Here is a 23,622-nt window from a genome sequence, read left to right on the forward strand (position 1 = left end):
ATGAATGTAATCAACGAAGCAGGAATTCTTGCCATATCCACCAGACTGCACCGCCTTAGTGAACAATTGAGGAAAGATGGAGCACTTATCTATAAAGCATTCGGAATTGATTTCGAGTTGAAATGGTTTCCGGTTATTTTCACCATTTATAAAAAAGAAATAGCAAGCGTTGTTGAAATAGCCAACGAAATAGGGTATACCCATCCATCTACAATAACCCTACTCAAAGAACTGGAAAAACAGGAATTGATACAATGGGAAAAAGATAAGCAGGATGAACGTAAAAGACTCTTTAAGCTGACTTCAAAAGGGAACGAACTTATTGAAAAAATGAAACCTGTTTGGGAACTGATGGCTCAGATTTTAGGCGATATTTCCGACAATAAAAACAATCTGCTGACTGCTATTGATGAAGCAGAAGAGAAAATTGCCAATCAGTCTTTTTATCAGAGAGCGTTGCAGGTGAAGAACTCGAAGTAATTTTTATTTGCTGTTTCAGAATTGTTTACTCGAATACAATGATAGGATGTTATATATTTAATACTGACAAACTGTTGTCACTAAAGTATTCTATTTTTACATCAATAAAAGAAAAGTTATGGGAGAAATTGCAGAGAAACAAACCTTCTGTGTCAATACACAGGAAGAATGGAGGCAATGGCTGGAAGAGAATCACCATATAGAGCAGTCTGTATGGCTTATCTGTAATACCAGAAAATCAAATTTACCCATTGTTCATTGGACGGATCTGGTAGATGAAGCCCTTTGTTTTGGCTGGATTGACAGTACTAGAAAAACCATAGACGAAGGCTCGTTTATGCAGCTATTCAGCAGACGGAAGCCTAAGAGTACCTGGTCAAAAATTAATAAGGATAAGGTTCAGAAGCTGATAGAAAATAATCTGATGAAGCAAGCAGGATTTGAAACCATTCGAATTGCCAAAGAGAATGGTTCATGGAATATTTTGGATTCTGTAGAAGACCTTATAATCCCTGAAGACCTGAGCGAAGCATTTAATGAGCATGAAGGTTCTGAAACCTATTTTCTAAGTTTGAGCAAATCCATGAAAAAAATGTTGCTGCAATGGATTGTACTTGCCAAAAGACCCGAAACCAGAAAAAATCGTATTGATGAAATAGCCAGACAGGCTGCCCAGAATAAAAAACCTAAAAATTTTTAAGTCGTAAAAATATCCAAGACATTATTTTTTGATGCCTGTGATTAAAATAAGAAAAGGCTGTCCAAAAGTGAGACAGCCTTTTCAATTGATTCATTATTAAAATATATTATCTTAGAATCTCAAAGTGGCTGCAACAGACCAGGTTCTTCCAAAACCAAGGAATCCTGTATTACCGTCTGCAACACCCTGATACACTCTACCAGCTTCCTGATAAGTTTTTCCGGCATCCGGACCATTCGCAATTTTATCACCTGCGAAGATATTGGAGCTTAATTCAGAAATATAATATTTGTTGAATAAGTTGTACACGTTAGCTCTCAATGTTAAAGATTTTTTCGCATCCAGCGTGAATTTGTAAGAAGCCCCTACATCAAATAAATGGTAGCTTGGCAATTTTACAATTCCTTTTTCTCTTGCTGCTTCAGTAAGGAAGTTGATCGGGTTGAACTGAGCATAAAGCTTGTCATAATATTCCCAGTTGGCATCAATACTGAATGCTTTGGTGATATTATAATCTGCTCCGATGCTTGCTGTTGTTTGGGCTGCATCTCCAACTTTCAGATCTTTGATATTGATGGTTCCGGTTGCTCCAGCTATTTCCTGGTTGTTCTGAACATCAAGGATGTTGAAGTTAGCATTTCCTTTATATTTCCAGTTACCCATTGATACCATTCCTCTTAATCTTAGGTTCGTAAAAGGTCTTGCCTTTGCTTCCAATTCGATTCCCTGGTGAAGTTGACCTACGTTCAGAGCATTGTAGAAATAAGCGCTTCCAAGATTTAGCTGAGGGAATTTTGCAACATCTGCTGCCGTAGCATTGAATGTTCTTGAAATAAATCTGTCATCCCACTGCGTTCTGTAAGCATTGATGTTCACATCTATATAACGTGATTTGAAACCATATCCTAACTCTACAGAGAAGATTCTTTCATTCTTAGCATCATTATAGATATTCTGGTTGGACGGGAATAACGCATTGAATAAAGGCTGTCTTGAAATAACTCCGGTATTGAAAAATACATTATGGTGATCATCTATATTATAGTTAGCACCTCCTTTTACGATATATCCTGTTTTATGATACCATTTTGTCTCCTGATTTCCTGGAGTATACAGCATATAATCCACTCTCTTGTAGTATTGCTCGGAAACAGATCCCTGAACAGAAGCACTTAGCTTTTCAGAACTGTACTCAACCATTCCATAAATACCTGCCCATTTTACCAGTCCTTCATTATGGATAGATACTTTCTGAGCATCTTTAAGCTTGGTAAGCGGTTCCGGTTTTACAGTTTGATTAATATAATATCCTTTTGGAGCATTTGCTGTGCCAGGAACAAATAAAGCATCTGATCCCAACATATCTGTTACAATGTCATACAAAGCTCCTTTATAAGTCTTAAGATCAATTCCTCCGTTGAAAGTCCAGTTATTTTTTTTGTAATTAAGGTCTGCAATTACTCCGTACCAGTCATGCGCATTGATACTTTGCTTTCTCACGATACCGCTGGTTCCGTTCAGAGTAGATACATATTGCCCGTTGTAATCACCAGGAGAACCTGCAGGAGCAGTAAAAGTAGATTTCTGGAAGCTATTTCCATTATAATCCGTTACCATACCGCCTCTGTTATAACGGTAAATCATATCCCAGTTGATTGTACCATCACCACCTGCGCCATAATTCATGAAATTCATGGTTTGTCCGGCTGCGTTTTTGATAGAACCGTTAAGTCCGGTACCACCGCCACCGCGTCCCCATGAACCATAAAGAACTGTGGATAGCTTCAGATTGTCATTCATATTCCAATCCCAGTTTAATGAAGCGATAGGCTTGTGGTAGAAGTTCGGTGCTAAATTGAATTGAGAACCATTAAGCATTCCTGTTTGTGGGTTATATCTTCTTCCATAAGTTCCAAATTGTTGCAGTGTTGCCACATTAGCTCCGGTTGCAGAAGACCTTCTCGTATCGTGTACCTGTGGTGCTCCGGTAGCGATAAAATTGAACGCATGCTTTTCATTAGGCTTAAATCCTGTAGAGAAAAACCATGAGTAACCTTCACCTTTTGTTCCATTGATATATCCATCACCTTGCCAACGGGAAAGCAATACGGTTGTTCCCCATTTGTTTTTTAATCCGGAAGAATACATAGCAGATATTCTGGAGTAGTTGTCATTTCCAACTTCTCCTTTCACCATTGCTTTTTGCTCAGAATCGGTAGCTTTGGTTACAATATTGATCGTTCCTCCTACAGAAGGAACAACAAATTTAGAAGCTCCCAAACCTCTTTGAATCTGGATGTTGCTTGCAATATCAGCCAACCCAGTCCAGTTAGACCAGTACACAGTTCCACCTTGCATATCATTCACCGGCTGTCCGTTGATGATCACTGCAATGTTAGCTCCGTCAAAACCTCTCATGTTGATTCTGCTGTCTCCGAAACCACCACCTACTTTGGTAACATAAACGGATGGAGTAGACTTCATAATTTCAGGGAATTCTCTGTTTCCCAGTTTTTCCTGAATTTCTGCAGCCTTAATGTTGGAAACTGCAACAGGTGTTTTTCTCTCTTTGGCTGTTTGGGAAAGGTTTCTACCTACCAACATAACCTCATCAATAGATTTAGATTTCTCTAAAGAATCCTTCGTACTCTGCCCATAATAGATGGCGGCCGTAGGTAATACAAGCGCTATAATTAGTCGCTTTTTAAAAGTAATGTTCATGAAATAAACTAGCGTGTTTGATTTTAAGGCTGCAAAGATGAATAATTATTTTTGAATTGAGTATTAAATCTTCCCGAAGTGATATGCTATTGTGTGCATATAATGCATTATTACTCGTTTTTTTGGAAGTATTAATTATTTCAGATGTTTAATTTACAATTTGTTATAAAAGTGAATTATACAAAAAAGAGGATTGTTTTTAACGAATAAAAATAATGATGTGCTTCACCTGAAATTTCTACGGAATGTATTTTTTTCTAATGATGTTTAAAGATTGGTTTGTTTTGTATCAATATTAATATATTTGAAGATATTATTTGTATCAAATCCATTTTCTAAGATAACATAAGGTTTTCTATTATTTTAAAAACTAAAAATATGACTCAGCTCAGCTTGTTCGACACAGAAGATTTATATGAATTTCCAAAAGACCTTTTGGAATACAGAGAACATTTCCTGAGTCAGGACGAAGCGGACCAACTTAAAAATCATCTGCTTGAAACCGCCCCCTGGAAGCAGCGTACCCAGAAAATGTATGATAAAACGGTTCTGACGCCACGCCTAACAGCCTGGTATGGTGATCCGAAAACGGATTATCCATTAGGAAACGGTGAAGTGGATAATAATGTCTGGACTCCCGAATTATTTTCTTTAAAACAAAGGATAGAAGAAACATTCGGTTATCAGTTCAATTCTGTATTGCTTAATCTTTACAGAGATCATAATGATTCTGTTGCGTGGCATCGGGATAAGGAAAGCAGATATGGAAAACGTCCTGTGATTGCATCCGTAAGTCTGGGGCAGACCAGAAACTTTGATTTCAGGAAAAAAGACCATCATCAGAGTAAATACAGTCTGCCACTTCCTAACGGCTCATTATTGATTATGAAAGGAGATCTTCAGGAAAACTGGGAGCATAGAATTGCTAAGTCTGTATCCTCCATGAAGGAACGTATTAATCTTACATTCCGGTTAGTTCGTGAAGCATAGGATATTTATTTTAAAGCATAAATAGAAGTATTATATTTCCAAAATTAAAAGCCTGAAGTCCTTTCTTTTTCCACAAAAAAGCTGCACCTTTGTCCCAACAATGGGGTGCTACAGATAAAAGTGGCTGAGATGATACCCAGGAATGTACTTCCACACCTGATCCGGGTAATGCCGGCGTAGGGATTGCTTACTGATCATCTCATCATTTGATTTCCAATAATTAATATGATGCAGGACATTTTAAAACAAATTACCTTACCGGAATGGTTTGGAGTCTTATTTTCAGTCATTCAGGTTTTACTGGCTCGTAAAAACAACGTCAACAACTATCTTTTCGGAATTGCAGGAATTCTGCTTACATTGTATGTGATGCTTACTTCCAAGCTGTACGCTGAATTTACCTTGAATCTTTATTATCTGGTCATGAGCATCTACGGATGGCTGTACTGGAAATTCGGGAAGCAAAAATCTGAAATGGAAATCTCGGTTACCACTACCACGGAAAAATGGATTACCGGAGGAATTGTTTTGGGAACTTTTATCTTATTCTGGTCTTTTCTTACCCATTTTACCGATTCGGATGTTCCGGTCTGGGATTCTCTGGTAAGTGCTTTTGCCTGGGCAGGAATGTGGCTGATGGCGAGAAGAAAAATTGAAAACTGGGTGATACTGAATGTCAGTAATATTATTTCCATTCCTTTAATGATTCATAAAGAATTGTATCTCTATGCTGTTTTGACGTCATTCTTATTTTTAGTAGCCATCTCCGGATATATAGAATGGCAGAAAATCATTAAATCCAAAGCTAATGCTGAGTACTAAAGAGATCAGACAAGAACTTCATGGAGCTTCTGGAATTTCTGATGAGGTAATACAATATATTCATCAAGAAAGATTACTTAAAATCTGGGTTCCCAAAAAATATGGAGGACTCGGTTATCGTTTTGAAGAAGGACTTAAAGCCTTATTCAGCTGGGCTCAAACCGATGGAAGTTTTGGCTGGATGCTGACACTTTGTGCAGGAGCGAATTACTTTTCAAGAAATATCAAACCTGAAATTGCTCAATTACTGTTCACCCATTCTGAAACCTGTTTTGGCGGCAGCGGAATGATTGGCGGTACAGCAGAAAAACAAGATGACAGCACTTATCTGATCAACGGTTCATGGAATTTTGCAACAGGAGCACCTCATCTGACCCATTTCACATTGAATGCCAAGATTACGGAAAACGGGAAACCTATAATGGATAAAGGCGGTAATGAGATCATTCACTCATTCATTATTCCGAAAGAAAGGGCTCAAATTATTCCCAACTGGAAATCTATGGGTATGAAAGCCAGCGGTACCTATTCATTCACTGTTGAAAATGTTCTCGTTAGTGAAGATTACAGTTTTGTGTATGATACCTTTTTCACCAATGATATTTTGGATACCATTCCGTTTCGGGTTTTTGCAGACTTGACGCTGTTGGTCAATTATTTAGGAATGGCTTCTCATTTTATTGAAGAGGCAGTAGATATTCGTCCCGAGATCCATTTCAAAAGTTTCACAAAGTCTGTTGAAAAACATTTGGAAAAAGTACTAAACATTGCCAGAGAAGTAGAAAATATACTCGGTGATCACAAAGAGATTTCAGACGATCAACAACACGAGATTCACCAATATGGAGTAGAGCTGGTTCAAAGATTATCCCATCAGATTCTTACTATTTATACACAGCTGGGAATCCGGGCAACAGATACCAATTCTGCTGTGTATCAGGTATTCTGTGATTATTTTACAGCAGCTATGCATTCCAATTTCAGACCTTCTGCTGATGATTTGGATTTTTCTTTCTGAAGAGAAAATTTTTCTTTGGAACTCCGATGATGAGTTATTGCTAAGGATTTAAACTTAAAATAAGTTTAAAATCTGGGTCAATTCATTATGGCCGCATCATAACGCCGGAAATAATGATGACCTCGTTCTGGATCATCCAGATCTTTATTGGTATATTAATAAAGGAGTCAACATTATTCAGACTGACCGTCCGAAAGAACTGATCCATTATTTGAAAAGTAAAAACCTTTATTTTTAAGAAGTAAAAGGCCGAAATATTCAATTTCGGCTCTTTTGGTCTATAGGGTAGGACTATAAATTTCTATTTTCCAGGACTGATTGTTTAGGAACGTACTCAAATAAAATACACTTTGGAAATAGAAAATTTAAGAAAAGATAACTGAAACAGGCCTTTTTTAGGATATTTTAACACTCGTTTTATGATTTGTGTCATAAAGTAAACATTATATATTTCACTATATTTGGAATAATAAAGCTAACCCATGAAATAAGCCAACATAAAAACTTGTTAAACTAAAAATTATTAAAGATTACCAAAGATTATGAAAGACTTATTTTCATTAAACGGAAAGAAGAAGGAACATGTTATTACACACTTAAAAAAAGAGATGTATTCATTGATTGAAAATGATAACTGGATTACAGTTACGATAAAAAAATTGTTCCATACAATGATTGTATCCTATTTGATCTGCAACGGTTTGGTTGCTTTAACGATTGTCAGAACAAAATTCACTCCATTTTATGAAAAATATACAGTATTGTAAGTTGGGATAGAATATTTCTCAGGGCAATGCTTTGAAGAGCTGTATTTATTTTTGTTTAGTAATCCATTCTTCACGAAGAACTGCATAAATAATATCATCAACCCATTTATTTTTCCAGAACAGACTTTTCACAAAGTGCCCTTCTTTTCTTAATCCGATTCTTTCCATCAGCTGAAGAGAAGCAGTGTTATCAGGATCTACGGAAGCTGTAATTCTGTGTTTATGCAAATCATTAAACAAGAAACTAATGATACCTTTTAAAGCTTCGGAAGCATAACCTTTACCCTGAAATAAGGTGTTTAAGGTAATTCCCAGTTCTACCTGTACATTTTCATCTCCTATAAAATGAACTCCAATATCTCCAATGACTGCTTTTGTTTCTTTATCAGCAATCAACAGCTGATACCAACTTTCAGGCTGGTTGAATTCTTTAGTATTTCTTTGGATAAAACTTTCCACTTCTTCCAGGGTTTCAGGAATCCATCCTTGAAATTTATTGGCTTCGGCATCTGAGCGGTAATCGAAAATATCCTGTTTGTCATCAATCGTAATATCCCGTAGAAGGAGTCTTTCTGTATAGAGTTGCATGATTGTATTATAATTTCAGACAAAAATAGGATTAATTGGGAAGTTATTCAATGAGGAATGATGGCTTTTGCGGTCGCTGAGCCTATTTCTATTAATTTTAATTCAATTAAAACTATAAAATAGTTGCAAATATCATTTAAATACTTACTTTTGTACCGCCTTACAATAAAAAACGGGGGATTGGCGCAGTTGGCTAGCGCGTTTGACTGGCAGTCAAAAGGTCACGGGTTCGAATCCCGTATTCTCCACTTCAGGAAAGCCCTTTTCATAAGGGCTTTTGTTATATTAGTACAAAACTTCTAATCATGCCCATCTCAAAGATTCTCTATATTATATTTATGCGGATCAAATTTAGATCTTCATAAAATATTCTGTTTCGACACTTCTTTCGATATCAATTTGAAATTTAAAAATAACTATGAAATCAATTTTAAGAATATTTAAGTTTTTAGGTAAACTTATACTAGGAATTCTCATATTATTCCTGTTCTTAGGCATGTGTTACCGATTATTTTCTCCGAAACCAGTTCCGCCAGGTCAATTAGTAAATGTGAATGGAACTAACATCCATGTAAGAATAGACGGGAATAAAAAATCTCTACCTACGGTTATTATTGAAGCAGGGGCACATGGTAATACAGATATGCTGCACTGGATTGCAGAAGGCTTAAAAGATAAAACGAGAGTTATACGCTATGACAGAGATGGAAAATGGTTTAGCGAATCGAGTAACACTAATGATAGATCTCCTGAGTTTTACGCATATCAGCTTCATGAATTATTAAAGAAAGCTGGAGAGAAGCCACCTTACATTTTAGTGGGACATTCTATGGGAGGTCCTTATAATAGAATATTTAGAGATCTTTATCCAAACGAAGTGAAAGGAATCGTTTTCATAGATTCAAGTCATCCTGAACAATGGAACCGATTAGCCCAAAAAGAATTGGTTCCCAAGGGACAAGCAAAACTATTTAAAATAGGATCTATACTTGCGGATCTAGGTATTTTGGGCATTTATAACAAAATATTTAGTAAAGAACCATATCAGGGTGATGATTTGCCCAAAGAAGCATATAGTCGCTCACAGTCGCTAACTTATAATTCTGGTGATGTTTTTAAGATGTTTTTAAGAGAGAATGAACTTACTAATGATGTACTGAAGCGTGCAGGTGAGGCAAAGAAATTAGATTCATTACCTGTTTTGGTATTTACAGCTACAGAACAGTATAAAGAATCCCAGAAAGAAAAATACAGGAAAGCCGGAATTGATCCTGAAAAGGAACTTCAATTATGGTTCGGTATGCAAAAAGAACTAAAAGAACTCTCTTCTCAAGGAAAACAAATAATAATGAATGCAAGTCATAGCAGTATCATTACAAAAAAAGTAAATGCAGATCTAGTAAATAAAGAGATTCTTTTATTCTCTGAAAATCTTGAGAAGAAAAAGCAAAATTAAACAATAAAGCCCCTTAATTGGGGCTTAACTTTTTTAGTTGTACCGTTTCCTTACTTCTTAGATTATAACACCGTTTTATAAGTGACTTGCAGGAAAATAGCTTTCATTTTAAACTATAAAAAAGAATTTTTTATTTTTTCAATTTTCCAACTATACATTTTTAAATAAAAGATTTCCAATAGAATCTCCTAGATTTGAAAAAAAATAAAATATGGAATTTTCTCCTTTTAATCCTGTGATCAAGCTTTGTCTGCAAGGAATGGGCTTTGAAGACAAAGGAATGCCTGAAGAAGCAGCTCAATCATTTTTAAAAGCTTCGGAAGAAGCTTCGGACGATCATGAAAAGTTTCTGGCAGCTTATTATGTAGCACGTCACCAAAAAAACACTGCTGATAGGTTGAAATGGCTTGAAACTTCCTTAGAGTTGGCTTTAAAAATAAATGATGATACCGTTAAAAGTGCCTTACCTTCTCTTTACCGGAATATTTCCAGATGTTATGAGGATTTAGGAGATTCAGAAAAATCAAAAAAGAATGCTGAATTGTCAGTGTTACTTCAAAACCATCCGTCTGATAAAGGTCCTTTTTACCATGGAACAAAAGCCGACTTACAAATAGGAGGGCTGTTGACAGCGGGTGGAAATTCTAATTATAAATCAGAATTCAAAATGAATCATATTTACTTCACCGCTTTAACCAATGGAGCAGGACTTGCTGCAGCATTGGCAAAAGGCGATGGAGCAGATCGTGTATATATTGTAGAACCCACAGGGAATTTCGAAAATGATCCTAATGTAACGGATAAAAAATTCCCGGGAAATCCAACCCGATCTTATCGTTCCGAAATGCCTTTGAAAATTATCGGAGAAATTACAGAATGGAGTAGGCCAACTCCGGAAGATCTTCAGAAATTCCGTGATAAACTGGATAATGGTAAAGGAGAGATTATCAATTAATGAATTATGGAAAACAGCTGATTATGACTGTACTCATAAAAGCCTGAATGAATATTTCATACATTTGGGATAAGTTTTTCATTCATTCAATAATAGTTTTTAGCCTCCTAAAAAGGGAGGCTTTTCTGTAGAAAATAAATTTTATAATGTGAAGTTCAATGTATGAGAAATTTATCAAAATTCAGAGGGTTTTTCATTTTACAAAAACAGCCACAATGAAAATATTGTGGCTGCCTTTTTGAAATCAAATATCAACTATTATAAAGATCTGGAGCGGGCAATATTTATAAGGTACACAAGGTGTGCGTACATGCTTCGCTTTACAGACTCTACTTTTATATCTCCGGTGGCCTGGTTGATGGTAGTGACCAAGTCCGTATTACATTGACCTGCAAAGTTTCCACTTCCTAAATAGTTCACTGTATTGGTACTTGGGTAAGAGATTCTCGGATAGTCTGGTGCTGTCTGATTGGCAACAGCAGTTGCGTTTGCAAATCCTTTATTATCAACATATCGGGCTGTCCATGTTCCCAAAAACTGTCCGTTTCCTGTATTAATTCCTTGTCCTACAATGATTTGAGTGTCTACGGGATTACTGAACCCCGCACAAGAGGAGTAATGGTTTACAGAAACAGTACAGGAAGAAGCATTGTCACCAGGTTGGAAACATTTTCCTTCGTATACAGTAGATCTTTGTTCACTGGAAGAGGTTGATGTGTTCAAAATAGCCTTTGGCGCAAAAATTTCTTCAGGAGAAATAAGAGTTAAAACTCCTTGCGCATCCGCTGCAACAATCTTTTTTTCAGCATTTGAAAGTCCTCTTACTCTTACCAGACCATTAACATCCAAAGTATGACTTGGAGTGGCGGTGTTAATCCCAACCTGTGCTGTCGAACTACCGCAAATAGCAAGTGCTGCCAAAAATAATGTTTTTGTTTTCATGTAATTTTTTGAAAAGGTTAAATTTTTCACTAAGGTAAGAAATATCTTTAAAATAGAATGCAAATGGCATGAAATCTAGTGTAAACTAATTGTAAATGAATATTAAACGTATTAATATCCAACTTTAGGTATATTTTTTTAAATAACTCAAAATGTATAGAGGCTCTATTTGTTTGAAAAATATTTGTATTTTAGCCGGAATATGTTGTTTTTTAATAAACATATTGGGTGCTAATTAAAATTCAGATAATTTGAATAAAAAAAATTAGTAGATTTGCACGGAACAAAAAAATAATAAATATTAAGCAATATTCTCTATGACTGGATTTTTGGAAGGAAAGTATAGGAGAATAACAGGATTTTAGGTTATAAAACTACTGAAACTATGAAGAAACTTTTTTTACTTTTATTAACGGCGTTTTTATTTATCGGTTGCAGCTCTGATGATGATACTATTTATGATTATGTAGGAACATGGTCTGGTTCTTATGAAGGAGCAGATAAAGGAGTTTGGAACTTTGTGGTAGATGAAAGTGGTAAAGTGGTAGGAACAATGCATTCCGATGTTAATAATGAAAACTACAGCATTACCGGAAATTTAAGTGAGACAGGAGATCTTAACGCCAGAGTAGGACTACCTTCACAAGGAGATTTCAAAGGAACGTTAACAACAGAAAAGAAAGGAAACGGAAACTGGTCCAACTCACTTCCAACCCCTGCAGTATCAGGAAGCTGGAAAGGAGAGAAGAAATAAAACAAGAAAGTCTGCAGAATGTACTGCAGACTTTTTTATTTAAACAAATCCCATATGGGTAATCTTATCATTTTCATTCTTTAATGCTATAAAATAGAGCAGGAAATCATCATCAGAAAAATGCTTTTTAAAAGACGTATTTTGTTGCTGATTCCAATACACCATTTCTTCATTACTTTCTATACTATATTTTTCAGAATTTAATTTTAAAGTTAAAATCACTGCATGGTCTGAGGTACAATGATCATTTTTATACAGAACATGATCTTTCATTCTTATACAATCAGAAATTTGATTTACCGTGCCTAATTGAAATCCTCTCAGGAGTTTTCTTCCTTCTTCAGTCTTTAAACCGTTTTCAACCGTTCTTTTTCCTCTTTCAGAAATGGTATCTAAATCTTTGATGGTAGTCATCACCTTTGCAAACTTTTGGTAGAGGAGGGGATCACCAGCTTCTTTAATATATATTTCCAGGCTTTTCCGGATCATCTTCCCCATTTTGGAACAGTGCCCGAATTCAGAACTGTTCTGTCTTACTTTCTCATAGGACGGATTTTTCTTAAACGCAGCTTTATTGAAACCGCTTTTCTTCCGAACCACATTTTTGCCATTCAGAGTATAAAACACCAGATCGCCCACTGCTCCGGTGATCTTGATTACACTTTCATAGGTTGCCATATCTTCAAAATAGAAATCAAATATACCAATAAATAATGAAAACCAAAATTTTAACATATATTTATAATATAGTTGTAGTATAGTTATAGCATAATTAAATTATAAAATGTATATTTGTGATGTATTTTGTTAATTAATTATAAATCAGAAGAGTATGGGAACGGAATTATTTCAACAAAAAATAAAAGTAAAGCAGATGGTGATTGTCCTGGCAGCCTCTGTTTTTGTAGTTTCCTGCGGATCCTCTAAAAGTGCTTCTGCAAGCAAAAAATCAAATACAAAGGCCGTAGCGAAAGCTGAAAATCTAAGAAAACTGGATTCAAAATTTAGTGGCAGTGTTTCAAGATCAATCAATGATGTTTTGAAAGATGCCGAAAAGTATATCGGAACACCCTATAAATTCGGAGGAAATACTTCTTCGGGATTTGACTGCTCCGGATTTACTGTAAAAGTATTTGAAGAAAATGATTTTAATCTTCCCAGAAGATCTTCTGATCAGGCCGATGCCGGAAAGAATATTGATATCAAAGACGTAAAACCAGGTGATCTGTTATTTTTTGCGACAGCGGGAGGAAGCAGAGTTTCTCATGTGGGAATTGTTCACGATATTGGTCCTGACGGAGAAGTGAAATTTATTCATGCTTCTACTTCAAAAGGCGTAATTATTTCGTCCCTGAACGAAAAATACTGGAATAAGGCCTACCTTCATGCCCAAAGAGTACTGTAAATATCTTAAATAAATGATAGAGAACCGGACTTTTGCTTTCATCAAATCAGATAAAAAGCTGATAAAGCTTTTCTTTAAAGATATAAATGTCATTAAAGGACTTGGAAATTATGTAGAAGTTCATACCACAGACCATAAAAGATATATTTACTACAAAACACTTAAAGACCTTATAGAAACCCTTCCGGACGAATTTATGCGCGTCCATAATTCATACATTGTCAATCTGACCAATATTGAATCTTTTGAAGATAACCGTTTACTCTGCGGTGATTTAAAAATTACAGTCGCCAAAAGTTATAAAGAATGTTTGCAGACAGCTCTTGGTAATATGATGCTTTAAAAACACCACACATCAGAAAAACACCTGATGACATCATATTTCTGACAGTATACATAAATAAGTTTTCATTCTTGTTTTCATGTTTTAGTTTTACACAAAATTAAGACAATGAATAAAGAAACAGCATTAGATTACATTCAAAACCATACGATTATCGGAATAAAAGCCGGATATCAAAGACCTGAATTTCTCGAAATATGGATGGTTGTAGTCCAAAACCGGATATTCGCAAGATCATGGGGACTTGCTGAAAGAAGCTGGTACAATAGCTTTTTAGAAAATTCTTTAGGAGAAATTCAATGTGGTGAAATGATTTATCCTATAAAAGCTCTCATCCCGGAGGATATCAATAATCTTACTGAAGAAATTAATCAGGCCTATCTCACAAAATATAATTCCAGTCATAATAGCCCATACTCACAGGGAATTATTCAGGAAAAACATATTGCGAAAACAATGGAGTTTATTATTTTGGAGTAAATATCAGTTAAAATATTCAATAGAAACGGGTTGTTATCCTGAGCTTAGCCGAAGGAATCCCGTTTATCGAAAAACAAAAACTTCAACCGGCTTTAGCCAAAACTTCTTTAACCACCCCGTCAAAAATTCTTTGAATTTTCGCCACCCCTCCAGAGGAGGGGAATTTTTATGTTTCCGTTTGTCATCTATCTGCCATTCATCATTGCAATAGTATTGCATCACGAAACTTAGCAAATTTGCTCAAAACTATAGTCCTATGGCAGATTTTATCCGATTTTTTATTCCTTTCTATTTCATGCTTTTCTTTATCATTTCCTTTGTTGGAATGAGTTATAAAGTAGCCCGGCAGATTGGCAAAAACCCTAATGTTCTTCCCAAAGATGATTCTGCGTACGGGCTCGTGGGGTTGTATTTTAAGCTGATTTTATTTGCTTTGTTTATGTATACAATACTTCTTTTGTTTTTTCCGGAAGAAATTTTCCCTGCATTTAAAATCAATGTGCTGGAATATGATCTTTTTCAGTACACAGGAATTATTTTAATGTTTTTTGCTTTGATTTGGGTGGTTATAGCCCAGATGCAAATGAAAAATTCATGGAGGATTGGGATTGATAATTCAACAAAAACCGAACTGGTTACTCACGGATTATTCAGATTCTCAAGAAATCCTATATTTCTGGGAATGACCATCAGTCTTGTGGGATTTTTCCTTGCTTTCCCGACTGTAATTGCTTTTTCTTGCCTTTTGATTGGTAGTATTCTGATGCAGATTCAAATAAGGCTTGAAGAAGAGTATCTGCTAAAAGAACACGGACAAATCTATATGGATTACAAAAAGAGGGTGAAGCGCATGCTGAGACTTTATTAAAAGCATGATGTTAAAACCCGTTTTGCTGAACTTTTTTGTATCTTTGGCCGGTATAATTTTAAATAAGAAACATGTCATTACAACAAACTATTGAAAATATCTGGGACAACAGAGAATTATTGCAGAATGAAGACAGCCAGAAGGCGATCAGAGAGGTTATTTCTTTAGTTGATAAAGGGGAACTTCGTACTGCAGAACCTACAGAAAACGGATGGCAGGTAAATGAATGGGTAAAGAAAGCTGTGGTAATGTATTTCCCGATCCAGAAAATGGAAACTATTGAAGTAGGCCCGTTTGAATTTCATGATAAAATGCCTTTGAAGAGAGGTTATGCTGAAAAAGGGGTGAGAGTTGTTCCACATGCAGTAGCGAGAGAAGGTGCTTATATTGCTCCTGGAGTAATTATGATGCCATCTTACGTAAACATTGGTGCTTATGTAGATTCCGGAACAATGGTAGATACTTGGGCAACAGTAGGAAGCTGTGCACAGATCGGTAAAAACGTTCACCTGAGTGGTGGTGTTGGTATCGGTGGAGTATTGGAGCCTTTACAAGCTGCTCCGGTAATCATTGAAGACGATTGCTTTATCGGATCAAGATGTATCGTTGTAGAAGGAGTTCACGTAGAAAAAGAAGCCGTATTGGGTGCAAACGTAGTATTGACCGCTTCTACAAAAATTATCGATGTTACAGGAGATACACCAATTGAAATCAAAGGAAGAGTTCCTGCACGTTCAGTAGTAATCCCTGGAAGCTATACAAAACAATATCCTGCTGGAGAATATCAGGTTCCATGTGCGCTGATCATTGGTCAGAGAAAAGAATCTACAGACAAGAAAACATCTCTGAATGATGCATTGAGAGACAATAATGTAGCCGTTTAAGATTAATATTTTAATCTAATACCACAATCTTGAAAGAAAAATTTCTTAAAATACTATTAAACCCTAAATATATATTTGGGGTTTATCTTATTATATCCGTTGTTACAGCAATTTCCAAATACCTGAGAGGAGATTATGCGATCAATAATTATCTGATTTTTAAAAATGTATTCTTTAATACCATTCATCAGAAAAACTTATTTGTCCATTATCCTGATCTTTATTTTGATCTGAACCATTATGGTGTATTTTTCAGTGCATTGATTGCACCGTTTGCCATGATGCCGGATTGGCTGGGAATTTCACTTTGGAATATTGCTAATACTTTTATCTTTATCTACGGAATTTATAAACTGCCGTTTTCAGACAGCAAGAAGGCCATTTTCGGATTGCTTTGCCTTCAGGAATACATTACTGCGGCTTTAAGTCTGCAGTTCAATGTGGCGCTGACAGGTCTTTTACTGTTATCTGCAGTATATATTTACGAAAGAAAAGAAGTCAAATCTGTAACCGCAATTTTAATAGGAATATTTGTGAAAATCTACGGAATTGTAGGTTTGACACAGTTTTTCTTCATTAAAAATAAAACTAAATTTATTCTTTCAGGAATTGGCATTGCTATATTGTTTTTCGTACTTCCGATGGCCTATTCAAGTCCGCAGTTTGTTATTCAGTGCTACTCGGATTGGTTTCAGTCTATTGTAGAAAAGAATAGCGAAAATCAGGTATTAGGAAATATGCAGGATATCTCATTAATGGGCTTTGTAAGAAGAGTTTTAGGAGATGCATCCATTTCTAACCTTGTGTTCTTAGCAGGTGGATTGCCTCTTTTTGCTTTACCTTACATCAGAATTAAGCAATACAAGCATTATGCATTTCAACTGATGATTCTGGCTTCCACATTACTGTTCTTGGTATTGTTCAGTTCAAGTTCAGAATCTCCCACGTATATCATAGCGGTAGTAGGAGTTTTGATCTGGTTTTTCCTTCAGAAAGAAAGAACACCATTGATCATTGGATTGTTGGTTTTTGTCATTATTTTCACATGTTTCTCAACTTCGGATCTGTTCCCGAAATTTGTAAAAGAGAATTATATCATCAAATATTCATTAAAAGCCGTACCTTGTATTGTAATCTGGTTGAGAGTGACTTATGAGCTTCTGACTAAAGATTTTGAGAAAAATTACAGCCTGAATTAATACATATGAAGAAAATTTCAATTGTAATTCCCGCTTATAACGAAGAAGGAAACGTTGCCATGATCCATCAGAAAATTAAAGAAGTTTTTGATGGTTTAAACAATTATGACTTTGAAATCATATTTGTGAATGATGGCAGCAGAGACAATACGCAACAAAAATTAGAAGAACTTTCCAGTCAATATGATGAAGTGAAATTCATCGAGTTTTCCCGCAATTTTGGTCACCAACCGGCTGTAAAAGCCGGAATGGACAATGCCCTTGGGAATGCAGTCATTTCTATGGATGGAGATCTTCAGCATCCTCCTGCATTGATTCCTGAAATGATCCGGAAATGGGAAGAAGGCTATGATGTAGTTTTTACCTTTAGAACCTATCCCAAAGAGATTTCATTTTTTAAAAGAAAAACCTCAGACTTATTTTATAAGCTTTTATCAAGTTTATCCGATGTTAATTTAACAAAAGGAGGCGGCTCAGATTTCAGATTATTGGATGCCAGCGCTGTTGAAGTCATGAGAAACTTTAATGAAGACGATTTATTCTTGAGAGGATTAACGAGCTGGATGGGTTTCAAACAAACAGGAATCGACTTTACAGCAGCAGAAAGACTTTCAGGAAAAAGCAGTTACAACCTTAAAAAGATGTTTACTTTTGCCTTCACCGGAATCACTGCTTTCAGTGTAAAACCACTTTATCTGGCGGCATATCTGGGATTTTTATTCTCGGCACTGTCAGTCATTGGATATGGAGCCTATGTGATTCATTCATTTATTGCAAAAACTGAGATCTCTGGTTGGGCATCATTGATTATGACCATTGTATTCTTCGGAGGCCTTCAGTTGATCATCCTCGGAATCATGGGGATTTATTTAGGTAAAATATTTAAACAGGTGAAAGACAGACCTAATTATATTATTAAAAACAAAAATTTTTAGAATGGTTTTATTGAGTTTTGATATTGAAGAATTTGATATGCCATTAGAATATAAGGGTGAAATTCCCTTTGAAAAGCAGATTTCAATTTCACAGACAGGATTAGAGAGAATTCTCGATATCCTTAAAAAACATAATGCCAAAGCTACTTTTTTTTCCACAGTAGTTTTTGCGGAAAACAGCAAACACCTTATTGAAAGGTTGCTACATGAAGGGCATGAACTGGCTTCTCACACATGGTTTCATTCAGAATTTGAAGACAAACATTTGAAAGAATCCAGAGAAAAACTGGAAGAATTATTTTCCACAAAGGTGACCGGATTAAGAATGCCGAGAATGATGCCTGTGGACGAAAAAGAAGTGGAAAGAGCAGGATATTCTTACAATTCCTCCATCAATCCTACATTTTTGCCGGGAAGATATAATAATTTAAAAGTATCCCGAACCTATTTCAAAGAAGGAAATGTGACTCAGGTTCCGGCTTCGGTTTCTCCTAATTTCAGAATCCCTTTGTTTTGGTTAAGTTTTCATAATTTTCCTTTATTTTTCTATAAAAAACTGGCTTCGGACTGTTTGAAAAAAGACAAATATCTAAACATTTATTTCCATCCCTGGGAATTTGCAGAAATTAAAGATGAAGCCTTTAAACTTCCCGGATTTACTGTAAAAAACTCAGGAAAAGAAATGGTGGAAAGATTTGATTCGTTTGTAGGCTGGTTGAAAGAAAAAGGACATACATTCGGAACATTTCAGGAATTTCAAAAACAGATAGAACGATGAAGATTGCCTTTGATGCAAAACGGTTTTTCCACAATACGTCCGGCCTTGGAAACTACTCGAGAGACCTTGTAAGAATCCTTTCCAGGTATGAACCGGAGAACGAATATCTGTTACTCAATAAAAACAAATCCGAGAGAGGAAAAGATATTCTGGAACGCCAGAATGTCCAATATATTGAAACCTCAAAAGGAAACCTTTCCCGTCAGTTGAAAATGGGTAAAGATGCCCAGAAACAGGGAGCAGATATTTTCCATGGATTATCCGGTGAACTTCCTCTGAAATGGGATCCGAAACCTATTAAAAAGGTGGTTACCATTCATGATTTAATCTTTGTAAGATATCCTCAGTATTATTCTTTTTTTGACAGGAAAATCCATTTCTGGAAATTCAAAAAAGCCGCTGATACCGCTGACAAAATCATTGCGATTTCGGAACAGACCAAAAGAGATATTATCCGGTATTTAAAAGTTCCTGAGACTAAAATTGAAGTTATTTATCAGGGATGTCATCATGCTTTTAAAGAACAGCAGTCTCCGGAACTGATGGAAGCTGTCAAAGAGAAATTTAAGCTTCCCGGAAGGTTTGTTTTGAATGTAGGAACTATTGAAGACCGTAAAAACCTTTTGAATGTTGTAAAAGCCATCAATGGTACAGAAATTCCATTGGTTGTGGTGGGAAGAAAGACAAAATACTACCAGAAAATAGAACGTTTCCTGAAAAAAAATAAAATAGAAAAGCAGGTGCTTTTCCTTGAAGGTGTTTCTATGGATGAGCTGGCCTGTCTCTATAAACTGGCAGATATTTTTGTCTATCCAAGCTTCTTTGAAGGCTTCGGAATCCCTGTCATTGAGGCACTTTTCTCCAAAACGGTTGTGGTGACGAGCAATACCAGCTGCCTGCCGGAAGCAGGAGGAAAAGATTCAGTGTATGTGAATCCTGATAATGATCTTGATATCCGAGCCAAATTAAAATTTCTCTGGGAAAATGAATCCGAGAGAAAACGCCGTGAGGAAAAGGGTTTCGGGTTTGTTCAGAAGTTTAATGACGAGCCCATTGCGAAGGAGCTGATGAATTTTTATCAAAAATTAATCTGAAAAAACTTTGCATTTTAAAAATAAATCCTACATTTGCATCATAATTCAATACAATGAAACCAACATTTTTAGCATTACATCATTATCATCATCATCTCTGTTAGGCGGAATTGATTGATATAAGTATGTGCTAAAATCAAAAATAATAAAAACCGTCTGAGTAAATAGACGGTTTTTTTGTTTCCTGAATTCTCATCAGAAATTTCAATAGATCAGTTTTTATTTGCTCGGACCCAAAAAAGGCAAAATGAGTAAATTAAAAATTGCAATCCAAAAAAGCGGCCGGCTTTACGAAGAATCTCTTCAGCTTCTCAAAGACTGCGGAATCTTTGTTAATAATGGTAAAGACCAACTCAAAGTTTCAGTAGATAACTTTCCGATGGAAATCATGTACCTTCGGAATTCAGACATCCCGCAATATCTGGAAGACGGAGTGGTGGATGTGGCCATTCTTGGCGAAAATCTTCTGGTTGAAAAAGGTAAAAACATCAAAACGATCCAAAAACTTGGATTTTCAAAATGCCGTGTTTCACTGGCTGTTCCCAAAGAAGTAGAAACAGACGACATCTCTTATTTTCAGGGTAAAAAAATTGCTACTTCTTACCCAAATACCCTTAAAAACTTTTTAGAAAAAGAAGGAATCGTATCAGATATTCACGTTATTTCAGGTTCAGTGGAAATCGCTCCTAATATCGGTCTGGCCGATGGAATTTGTGATATTGTAAGCTCTGGAAGCACTTTATTCAAAAATGGGTTAAGAGAAACAGTTACTTTACTGAAATCGGAAGCTGTGTTGGCTCAAACACCTCAGTTATCAGCTGAAAAAGAAGCCATTCTTGAAAAATTCGTATTCAGAATCAAAGCGGTTTTAAAAGCAAAAAATTCAAAATACATTCTGATGAATGTTCCCAATGAAAAAATACAGAAAGTTGCCGGTGTTCTTCCGGTATTAAAGAGTCCTACGGTTATTCCATTGGCGGAAGAAGGCTGGAGCAGTATTCATTCTGTGATTGATGAAGAACGTTTCTGGGATGTCATTGACGAACTCAAAGAAAATGGTGCTCAGGATATCCTAATCATCCCCATTGATAAAATGGTTATTTAGAAAATTGATAATTGTAAATGTTGTTCAACGCAAAGACGCAATGAAAATAAAGTTAATACTATTTTAAGACGCAAAGATTTTATCTCTGATAAAATTTAATGTCGCTTGAAATAAAAAAAATATAACTCAAATACTTGCTGAAAATCTTCGATTTTCTTGCGCCTTAAAAAAGTAAAGATTTAAAAAACTTGCGCCTTTGCGTTCATAAAAAATTGAGTTATTAAGGTATCAGGTAGCTGAATAAAATAGCTTAAGCTATGATCTTAATGAAACTTAACAACTTAAAGACTCTTAATGGTTCAAAAAAAGGTTTAAAAAATAGTACAATGAAAATATACAGATATCCCACAAAAGACACCTGGAAAGACCTGGTAAAACGTCCTGTTTTGGAACAGAAAGAAATTTCAGGTCTGATCACAGAAATATTCATAGAAGTGGAAAAAAAGGGTGATGAAGCTTTAATAGAATTCAACAAAAAGTTTGATAAAGCAGAAACCCGGAGCATAAAAGTTTCTGATGCCGAAATTCAGGAAGCAGAAAATCAGATTCAAGATGAATTGAAGCAGGCTATTCAACAGGCGAAAGAAAATATTTCAATATTTCACGCTTCTCAAAAGCAGGAAATTCAGAAAATTGAAACAACAAAAGGAGTTGTTTGCTGGCGAGAAAACCGTGCTGTAGAGAGCGTTGGGATTTATATTCCGGGAGGGACAGCTCCTTTATTTTCTACAGTGTTGATGTTGGCGGTTCCTGCAAATCTTGCCGGATGTAAAGAAATAATCCTTTGCACGCCACCGGATAAAAATGGAAATGTTAATCCCGCCATTCTTTATGCTGCAAAACTTTGTGGAGTTTCGAAAATCTTTAAAACAGGCGGAGCACAGGCTGTTGCAGCGATGACTTTTGGAACAGAAAGTATTCCTTCCGTCAATAAAATTTTCGGTCCTGGAAATCAGTTTGTAGTAGCGGCAAAAGAATATGCACAACGGTATGGAGTTGCTATCGATATGCCAGCCGGACCGAGTGAAGTTCTTGTGATTGCAGATGAAAAGGCAGTTCCTGATTTTTGCGCTGCCGATCTTCTTTCACAGGCAGAACACGGAAGTGATAGTCAGGTTGTTTTTATAACGACAGACTTTAAAGTATTTGAGGAGACTATAAAGGCTGTTGGGCAGCAGGTCAGGGACTTGCCACGAAATGAATTTGCCGGCCAGGCTTTGGAAAACAGTTCTTTTATTTTAGTAGATTCTCTGGAAGAAGCTCTTGAATTCAGCAATCTTTATGCTCCGGAACACCTTATTCTGGCGATTGATAATTTTGAAAAATATATTCCGGAAGTTCAGAATGCAGGCTCAGTTTTCCTAGGAAATTATTCCTGTGAGAGCGCAGGGGATTATGCCAGCGGAACCAATCATACACTTCCTACGAATGCTTATGCAAAGAACTACAGTGGGGTGTCTCTGGACAGTTTCGTGAAAAAAATAACATTTCAGCATCTTTCAAAAGAGGGTCTTCAAAATTTAGGAAAAACAATAGAGCTCATGGCGGAAGCTGAAGGACTGTTTGCTCATAAAAATGCAGTCTCGATAAGATTAAAATAATAATTTTTGGAAAACGCAAAGACGCAAGAGAATTATAATGAGACACCTTTTTAAGACGCAAAGATTTTATCTCCGATAAAATTGAGTACCAAATATTTTGATTTCTCACAGATTCTCCAAATGAAAAAAACAAATATAAAAAATCTGTGAAATTTGTGAAATCTGCGGGAAAAGAATGACGCTTTACTTGCTAAAACTTTTAGATTTTCTTGCACCTTAAAAAGTAAAAGATTAGAAAAAAACTTTGCGCCCTTGCGTTTATCAAAAAAATTGAACCATTAAGAAAATGAAGCCTTTAAGTAAAGATAAGATTCAAATACATTTGAGTTTTGTAAAAAAAATAACATTCCAGCATCTTTCGAAAGAAGGGCTTCAGAATTTAGGAAAAACAATAGAGCTTATGGCAGAAGCAGAAGGATTGTTTGCTCACAAAAATGCAGTGTCAATAAGACTAAAGTAAGAATGTTGGAAAACGCAAAGACGCAAGAGAATTATAATGAGAACCCTTTTTAAGACGCAAGGATTTTATCTCCGATAAAATTGAATATCAAAGTTTTAATCTCTCGCAGATTCTGCAATGAAGAAGGCAAATATGAAAAATCTGTGAAATCTGTGAAATCTGTGGGAAAAAGTATGACGCTTTACTTGCTGAAAATCTTAGATTTTCTTGCGCCTTAAAAAAGCGTTACAGAATTAAAAAACTTTGCGTCCATTGCGTTTATCAAAAAAAATGAAGC

Annotated in this window: 25 protein-coding genes, 1 tRNA gene, 1 pseudogene and 1 riboswitch; of the genes and pseudogenes, 23 read left to right on the plus strand and 4 right to left on the minus strand. The window is 35.8% G+C overall.

All coding sequences use genetic code 11. From position 1 onward, the window contains the following. Positions 1-480 carry a MarR family winged helix-turn-helix transcriptional regulator gene (locus ACKTTZ_RS19770; protein WP_034694391.1) on the plus strand — a complete coding sequence of 160 codons (480 nt, stop codon included), beginning with the start codon at positions 1-3 and terminating at the stop codon, positions 478-480. Positions 481-598: 118 nt separating this feature from the next. Beyond that, the gene (locus ACKTTZ_RS19775) at positions 599-1,180 is read left to right on the plus strand and encodes a YdeI/OmpD-associated family protein (RefSeq protein WP_407846416.1); all 582 of its coding nucleotides are present in this window, start codon (positions 599-601) and stop codon (positions 1,178-1,180) included. Between the two features lie 111 nt (positions 1,181-1,291). On the opposite strand, the gene ACKTTZ_RS19780 is transcribed toward ACKTTZ_RS19775, so the two are convergent. Beyond that, positions 1,292-3,901, minus strand: a complete 2,610-nt coding sequence (locus ACKTTZ_RS19780; RefSeq protein ID WP_253316660.1) for a TonB-dependent receptor — start codon at positions 3,899-3,901, stop codon at positions 1,292-1,294. Between the two features lie 378 nt (positions 3,902-4,279). Here ACKTTZ_RS19780 and ACKTTZ_RS19785 point away from each other — a divergent pair, with 378 nt between their 5' ends. From ACKTTZ_RS19785 to ACKTTZ_RS19805, 5 genes are all read left to right on the plus strand, one after another. Next, positions 4,280-4,891, plus strand: coding sequence for an alpha-ketoglutarate-dependent dioxygenase AlkB family protein (locus tag ACKTTZ_RS19785; protein WP_407846417.1), 612 nt, complete (start codon positions 4,280-4,282; stop codon positions 4,889-4,891). A 91-nt stretch (positions 4,892-4,982) separates the two neighbouring features. Further along, positions 4,983-5,091, plus strand: a riboswitch (TPP riboswitch). A 25-nt stretch (positions 5,092-5,116) separates the two neighbouring features. Continuing rightward, positions 5,117-5,713, plus strand: a complete 597-nt coding sequence (gene pnuC, locus ACKTTZ_RS19790; RefSeq protein ID WP_034694397.1) for a nicotinamide riboside transporter PnuC — start codon at positions 5,117-5,119, stop codon at positions 5,711-5,713. After that, positions 5,700-6,731 (plus strand): hypothetical protein, encoded by a 1,032-nt coding sequence (locus ACKTTZ_RS19795; protein ID WP_253316658.1) that lies wholly within the window; start codon positions 5,700-5,702, stop codon positions 6,729-6,731. Before pnuC ends, ACKTTZ_RS19795 begins: the two co-directional genes overlap by 14 nt. A 70-nt stretch (positions 6,732-6,801) precedes the next feature. Beyond that, positions 6,802-6,969 carry a DUF4996 domain-containing protein gene (locus tag ACKTTZ_RS19800; RefSeq protein WP_253316668.1) on the plus strand — a complete coding sequence of 56 codons (168 nt, stop codon included), beginning with the start codon at positions 6,802-6,804 and terminating at the stop codon, positions 6,967-6,969. A 304-nt stretch (positions 6,970-7,273) separates the two neighbouring features. Next, complete coding sequence (locus tag ACKTTZ_RS19805; protein ID WP_034694399.1) at positions 7,274-7,498, plus strand: hypothetical protein; 225 nt, start codon at positions 7,274-7,276, stop codon at positions 7,496-7,498. 45 nt (positions 7,499-7,543) lie between these two features. Here ACKTTZ_RS19805 and ACKTTZ_RS19810 read toward each other — a convergent pair whose 3' ends face one another. Next, positions 7,544-8,086: a GNAT family N-acetyltransferase gene (locus ACKTTZ_RS19810; protein WP_034694400.1), complete on the minus strand. Its 543-nt coding sequence runs from the start codon at positions 8,084-8,086 to the stop codon at positions 7,544-7,546. Positions 8,087-8,260: 174 nt separating this feature from the next. Between ACKTTZ_RS19810 and ACKTTZ_RS19815 the strand changes: the two genes are divergently transcribed. From ACKTTZ_RS19815 to arr, 3 genes are all read left to right on the plus strand, one after another. After that, a tRNA-Ala gene (locus ACKTTZ_RS19815) sits at positions 8,261-8,334 on the plus strand. Between the two features lie 170 nt (positions 8,335-8,504). After that, entirely contained in the window at positions 8,505-9,542 is a 1,038-nt protein-coding gene (locus tag ACKTTZ_RS19820) for an alpha/beta fold hydrolase (protein ID WP_407846418.1), read from the plus strand. A 541-nt stretch (positions 9,543-10,083) separates the two neighbouring features. Beyond that, the gene (arr, locus tag ACKTTZ_RS19825) at positions 10,084-10,497 is read left to right on the plus strand and encodes an NAD(+)--rifampin ADP-ribosyltransferase (RefSeq protein ID WP_407849190.1); all 414 of its coding nucleotides are present in this window, start codon (positions 10,084-10,086) and stop codon (positions 10,495-10,497) included. Between the two features lie 258 nt (positions 10,498-10,755). Here the strand turns inward: arr and ACKTTZ_RS19830 are convergent, their stop codons facing one another. Then, positions 10,756-11,439 (minus strand): hypothetical protein, encoded by a 684-nt coding sequence (locus ACKTTZ_RS19830; protein WP_062669796.1) that lies wholly within the window; start codon positions 11,437-11,439, stop codon positions 10,756-10,758. 385 nt (positions 11,440-11,824) lie between these two features. Here ACKTTZ_RS19830 and ACKTTZ_RS19835 point away from each other — a divergent pair, with 385 nt between their 5' ends. Beyond that, a complete protein-coding gene (locus tag ACKTTZ_RS19835; protein ID WP_034694405.1) occupies positions 11,825-12,193 on the plus strand; it encodes a hypothetical protein in 369 nt (122 codons plus the stop codon). A gap of 39 nt (positions 12,194-12,232) precedes the next feature. Here the strand turns inward: ACKTTZ_RS19835 and ACKTTZ_RS19840 are convergent, their stop codons facing one another. Continuing rightward, entirely contained in the window at positions 12,233-12,928 is a 696-nt protein-coding gene (locus ACKTTZ_RS19840; RefSeq protein ID WP_253316655.1) for a hypothetical protein, read from the minus strand. Between the two features lie 97 nt (positions 12,929-13,025). Here ACKTTZ_RS19840 and ACKTTZ_RS19845 point away from each other — a divergent pair, with 97 nt between their 5' ends. The 12 genes and pseudogenes from ACKTTZ_RS19845 to ACKTTZ_RS19900 form a co-directional block, all read left to right on the plus strand. After that, positions 13,026-13,598 (plus strand): C40 family peptidase, encoded by a 573-nt coding sequence (locus ACKTTZ_RS19845; RefSeq protein ID WP_034694406.1) that lies wholly within the window; start codon positions 13,026-13,028, stop codon positions 13,596-13,598. 13 nt (positions 13,599-13,611) lie between these two features. Next, positions 13,612-13,941, plus strand: coding sequence for a LytTR family DNA-binding domain-containing protein (locus ACKTTZ_RS19850; RefSeq protein WP_034694408.1), 330 nt, complete (start codon positions 13,612-13,614; stop codon positions 13,939-13,941). 108 nt (positions 13,942-14,049) lie between these two features. Then, complete coding sequence (locus ACKTTZ_RS19855; RefSeq protein ID WP_407846419.1) at positions 14,050-14,421, plus strand: DUF2255 family protein; 372 nt, start codon at positions 14,050-14,052, stop codon at positions 14,419-14,421. 256 nt (positions 14,422-14,677) lie between these two features. Next, positions 14,678-15,289, plus strand: a complete 612-nt coding sequence (locus ACKTTZ_RS19860; RefSeq protein ID WP_253316653.1) for an isoprenylcysteine carboxylmethyltransferase family protein — start codon at positions 14,678-14,680, stop codon at positions 15,287-15,289. A 71-nt stretch (positions 15,290-15,360) separates the two neighbouring features. Further along, complete coding sequence (locus ACKTTZ_RS19865) at positions 15,361-16,173, plus strand: 2,3,4,5-tetrahydropyridine-2,6-dicarboxylate N-succinyltransferase (RefSeq protein ID WP_034694413.1); 813 nt, start codon at positions 15,361-15,363, stop codon at positions 16,171-16,173. Between the two features lie 29 nt (positions 16,174-16,202). Further along, complete coding sequence (locus tag ACKTTZ_RS19870; RefSeq protein WP_034694415.1) at positions 16,203-17,372, plus strand: glycosyltransferase family 87 protein; 1,170 nt, start codon at positions 16,203-16,205, stop codon at positions 17,370-17,372. Between the two features lie 5 nt (positions 17,373-17,377). Further along, complete coding sequence (locus ACKTTZ_RS19875) at positions 17,378-18,307, plus strand: glycosyltransferase family 2 protein (protein ID WP_407846420.1); 930 nt, start codon at positions 17,378-17,380, stop codon at positions 18,305-18,307. 1 nt (position 18,308) lies between these two features. Next, positions 18,309-19,085, plus strand: coding sequence for a polysaccharide deacetylase family protein (locus ACKTTZ_RS19880; protein ID WP_034694418.1), 777 nt, complete (start codon positions 18,309-18,311; stop codon positions 19,083-19,085). After that, positions 19,082-20,179 carry a glycosyltransferase family 4 protein gene (locus ACKTTZ_RS19885; RefSeq protein ID WP_407846421.1) on the plus strand — a complete coding sequence of 366 codons (1,098 nt, stop codon included), beginning with the start codon at positions 19,082-19,084 and terminating at the stop codon, positions 20,177-20,179. The genes ACKTTZ_RS19880 and ACKTTZ_RS19885 overlap by 4 nt, the downstream gene beginning before the upstream one ends. A 247-nt stretch (positions 20,180-20,426) precedes the next feature. Continuing rightward, positions 20,427-21,284: an ATP phosphoribosyltransferase gene (gene hisG / locus ACKTTZ_RS19890; protein ID WP_034694421.1), complete on the plus strand. Its 858-nt coding sequence runs from the start codon at positions 20,427-20,429 to the stop codon at positions 21,282-21,284. A 326-nt stretch (positions 21,285-21,610) separates the two neighbouring features. Then, on the plus strand, positions 21,611-22,885 hold the full coding sequence (gene hisD, locus ACKTTZ_RS19895; protein ID WP_034694524.1) for a histidinol dehydrogenase: 1,275 nt from the start codon (positions 21,611-21,613) through the stop codon (positions 22,883-22,885). 325 nt (positions 22,886-23,210) lie between these two features. After that, positions 23,211-23,345: pseudogene (locus ACKTTZ_RS19900) on the plus strand (histidinol dehydrogenase); the annotation flags it as partial. Between the last annotated feature and the right edge of the window lie 277 nt (positions 23,346-23,622).

Origin of the sequence: Chryseobacterium sp. KCF3-3, from assembly GCF_045865955.1 — a bacterium.
Taxonomy (GTDB): domain Bacteria; phylum Bacteroidota; class Bacteroidia; order Flavobacteriales; family Weeksellaceae; genus Chryseobacterium.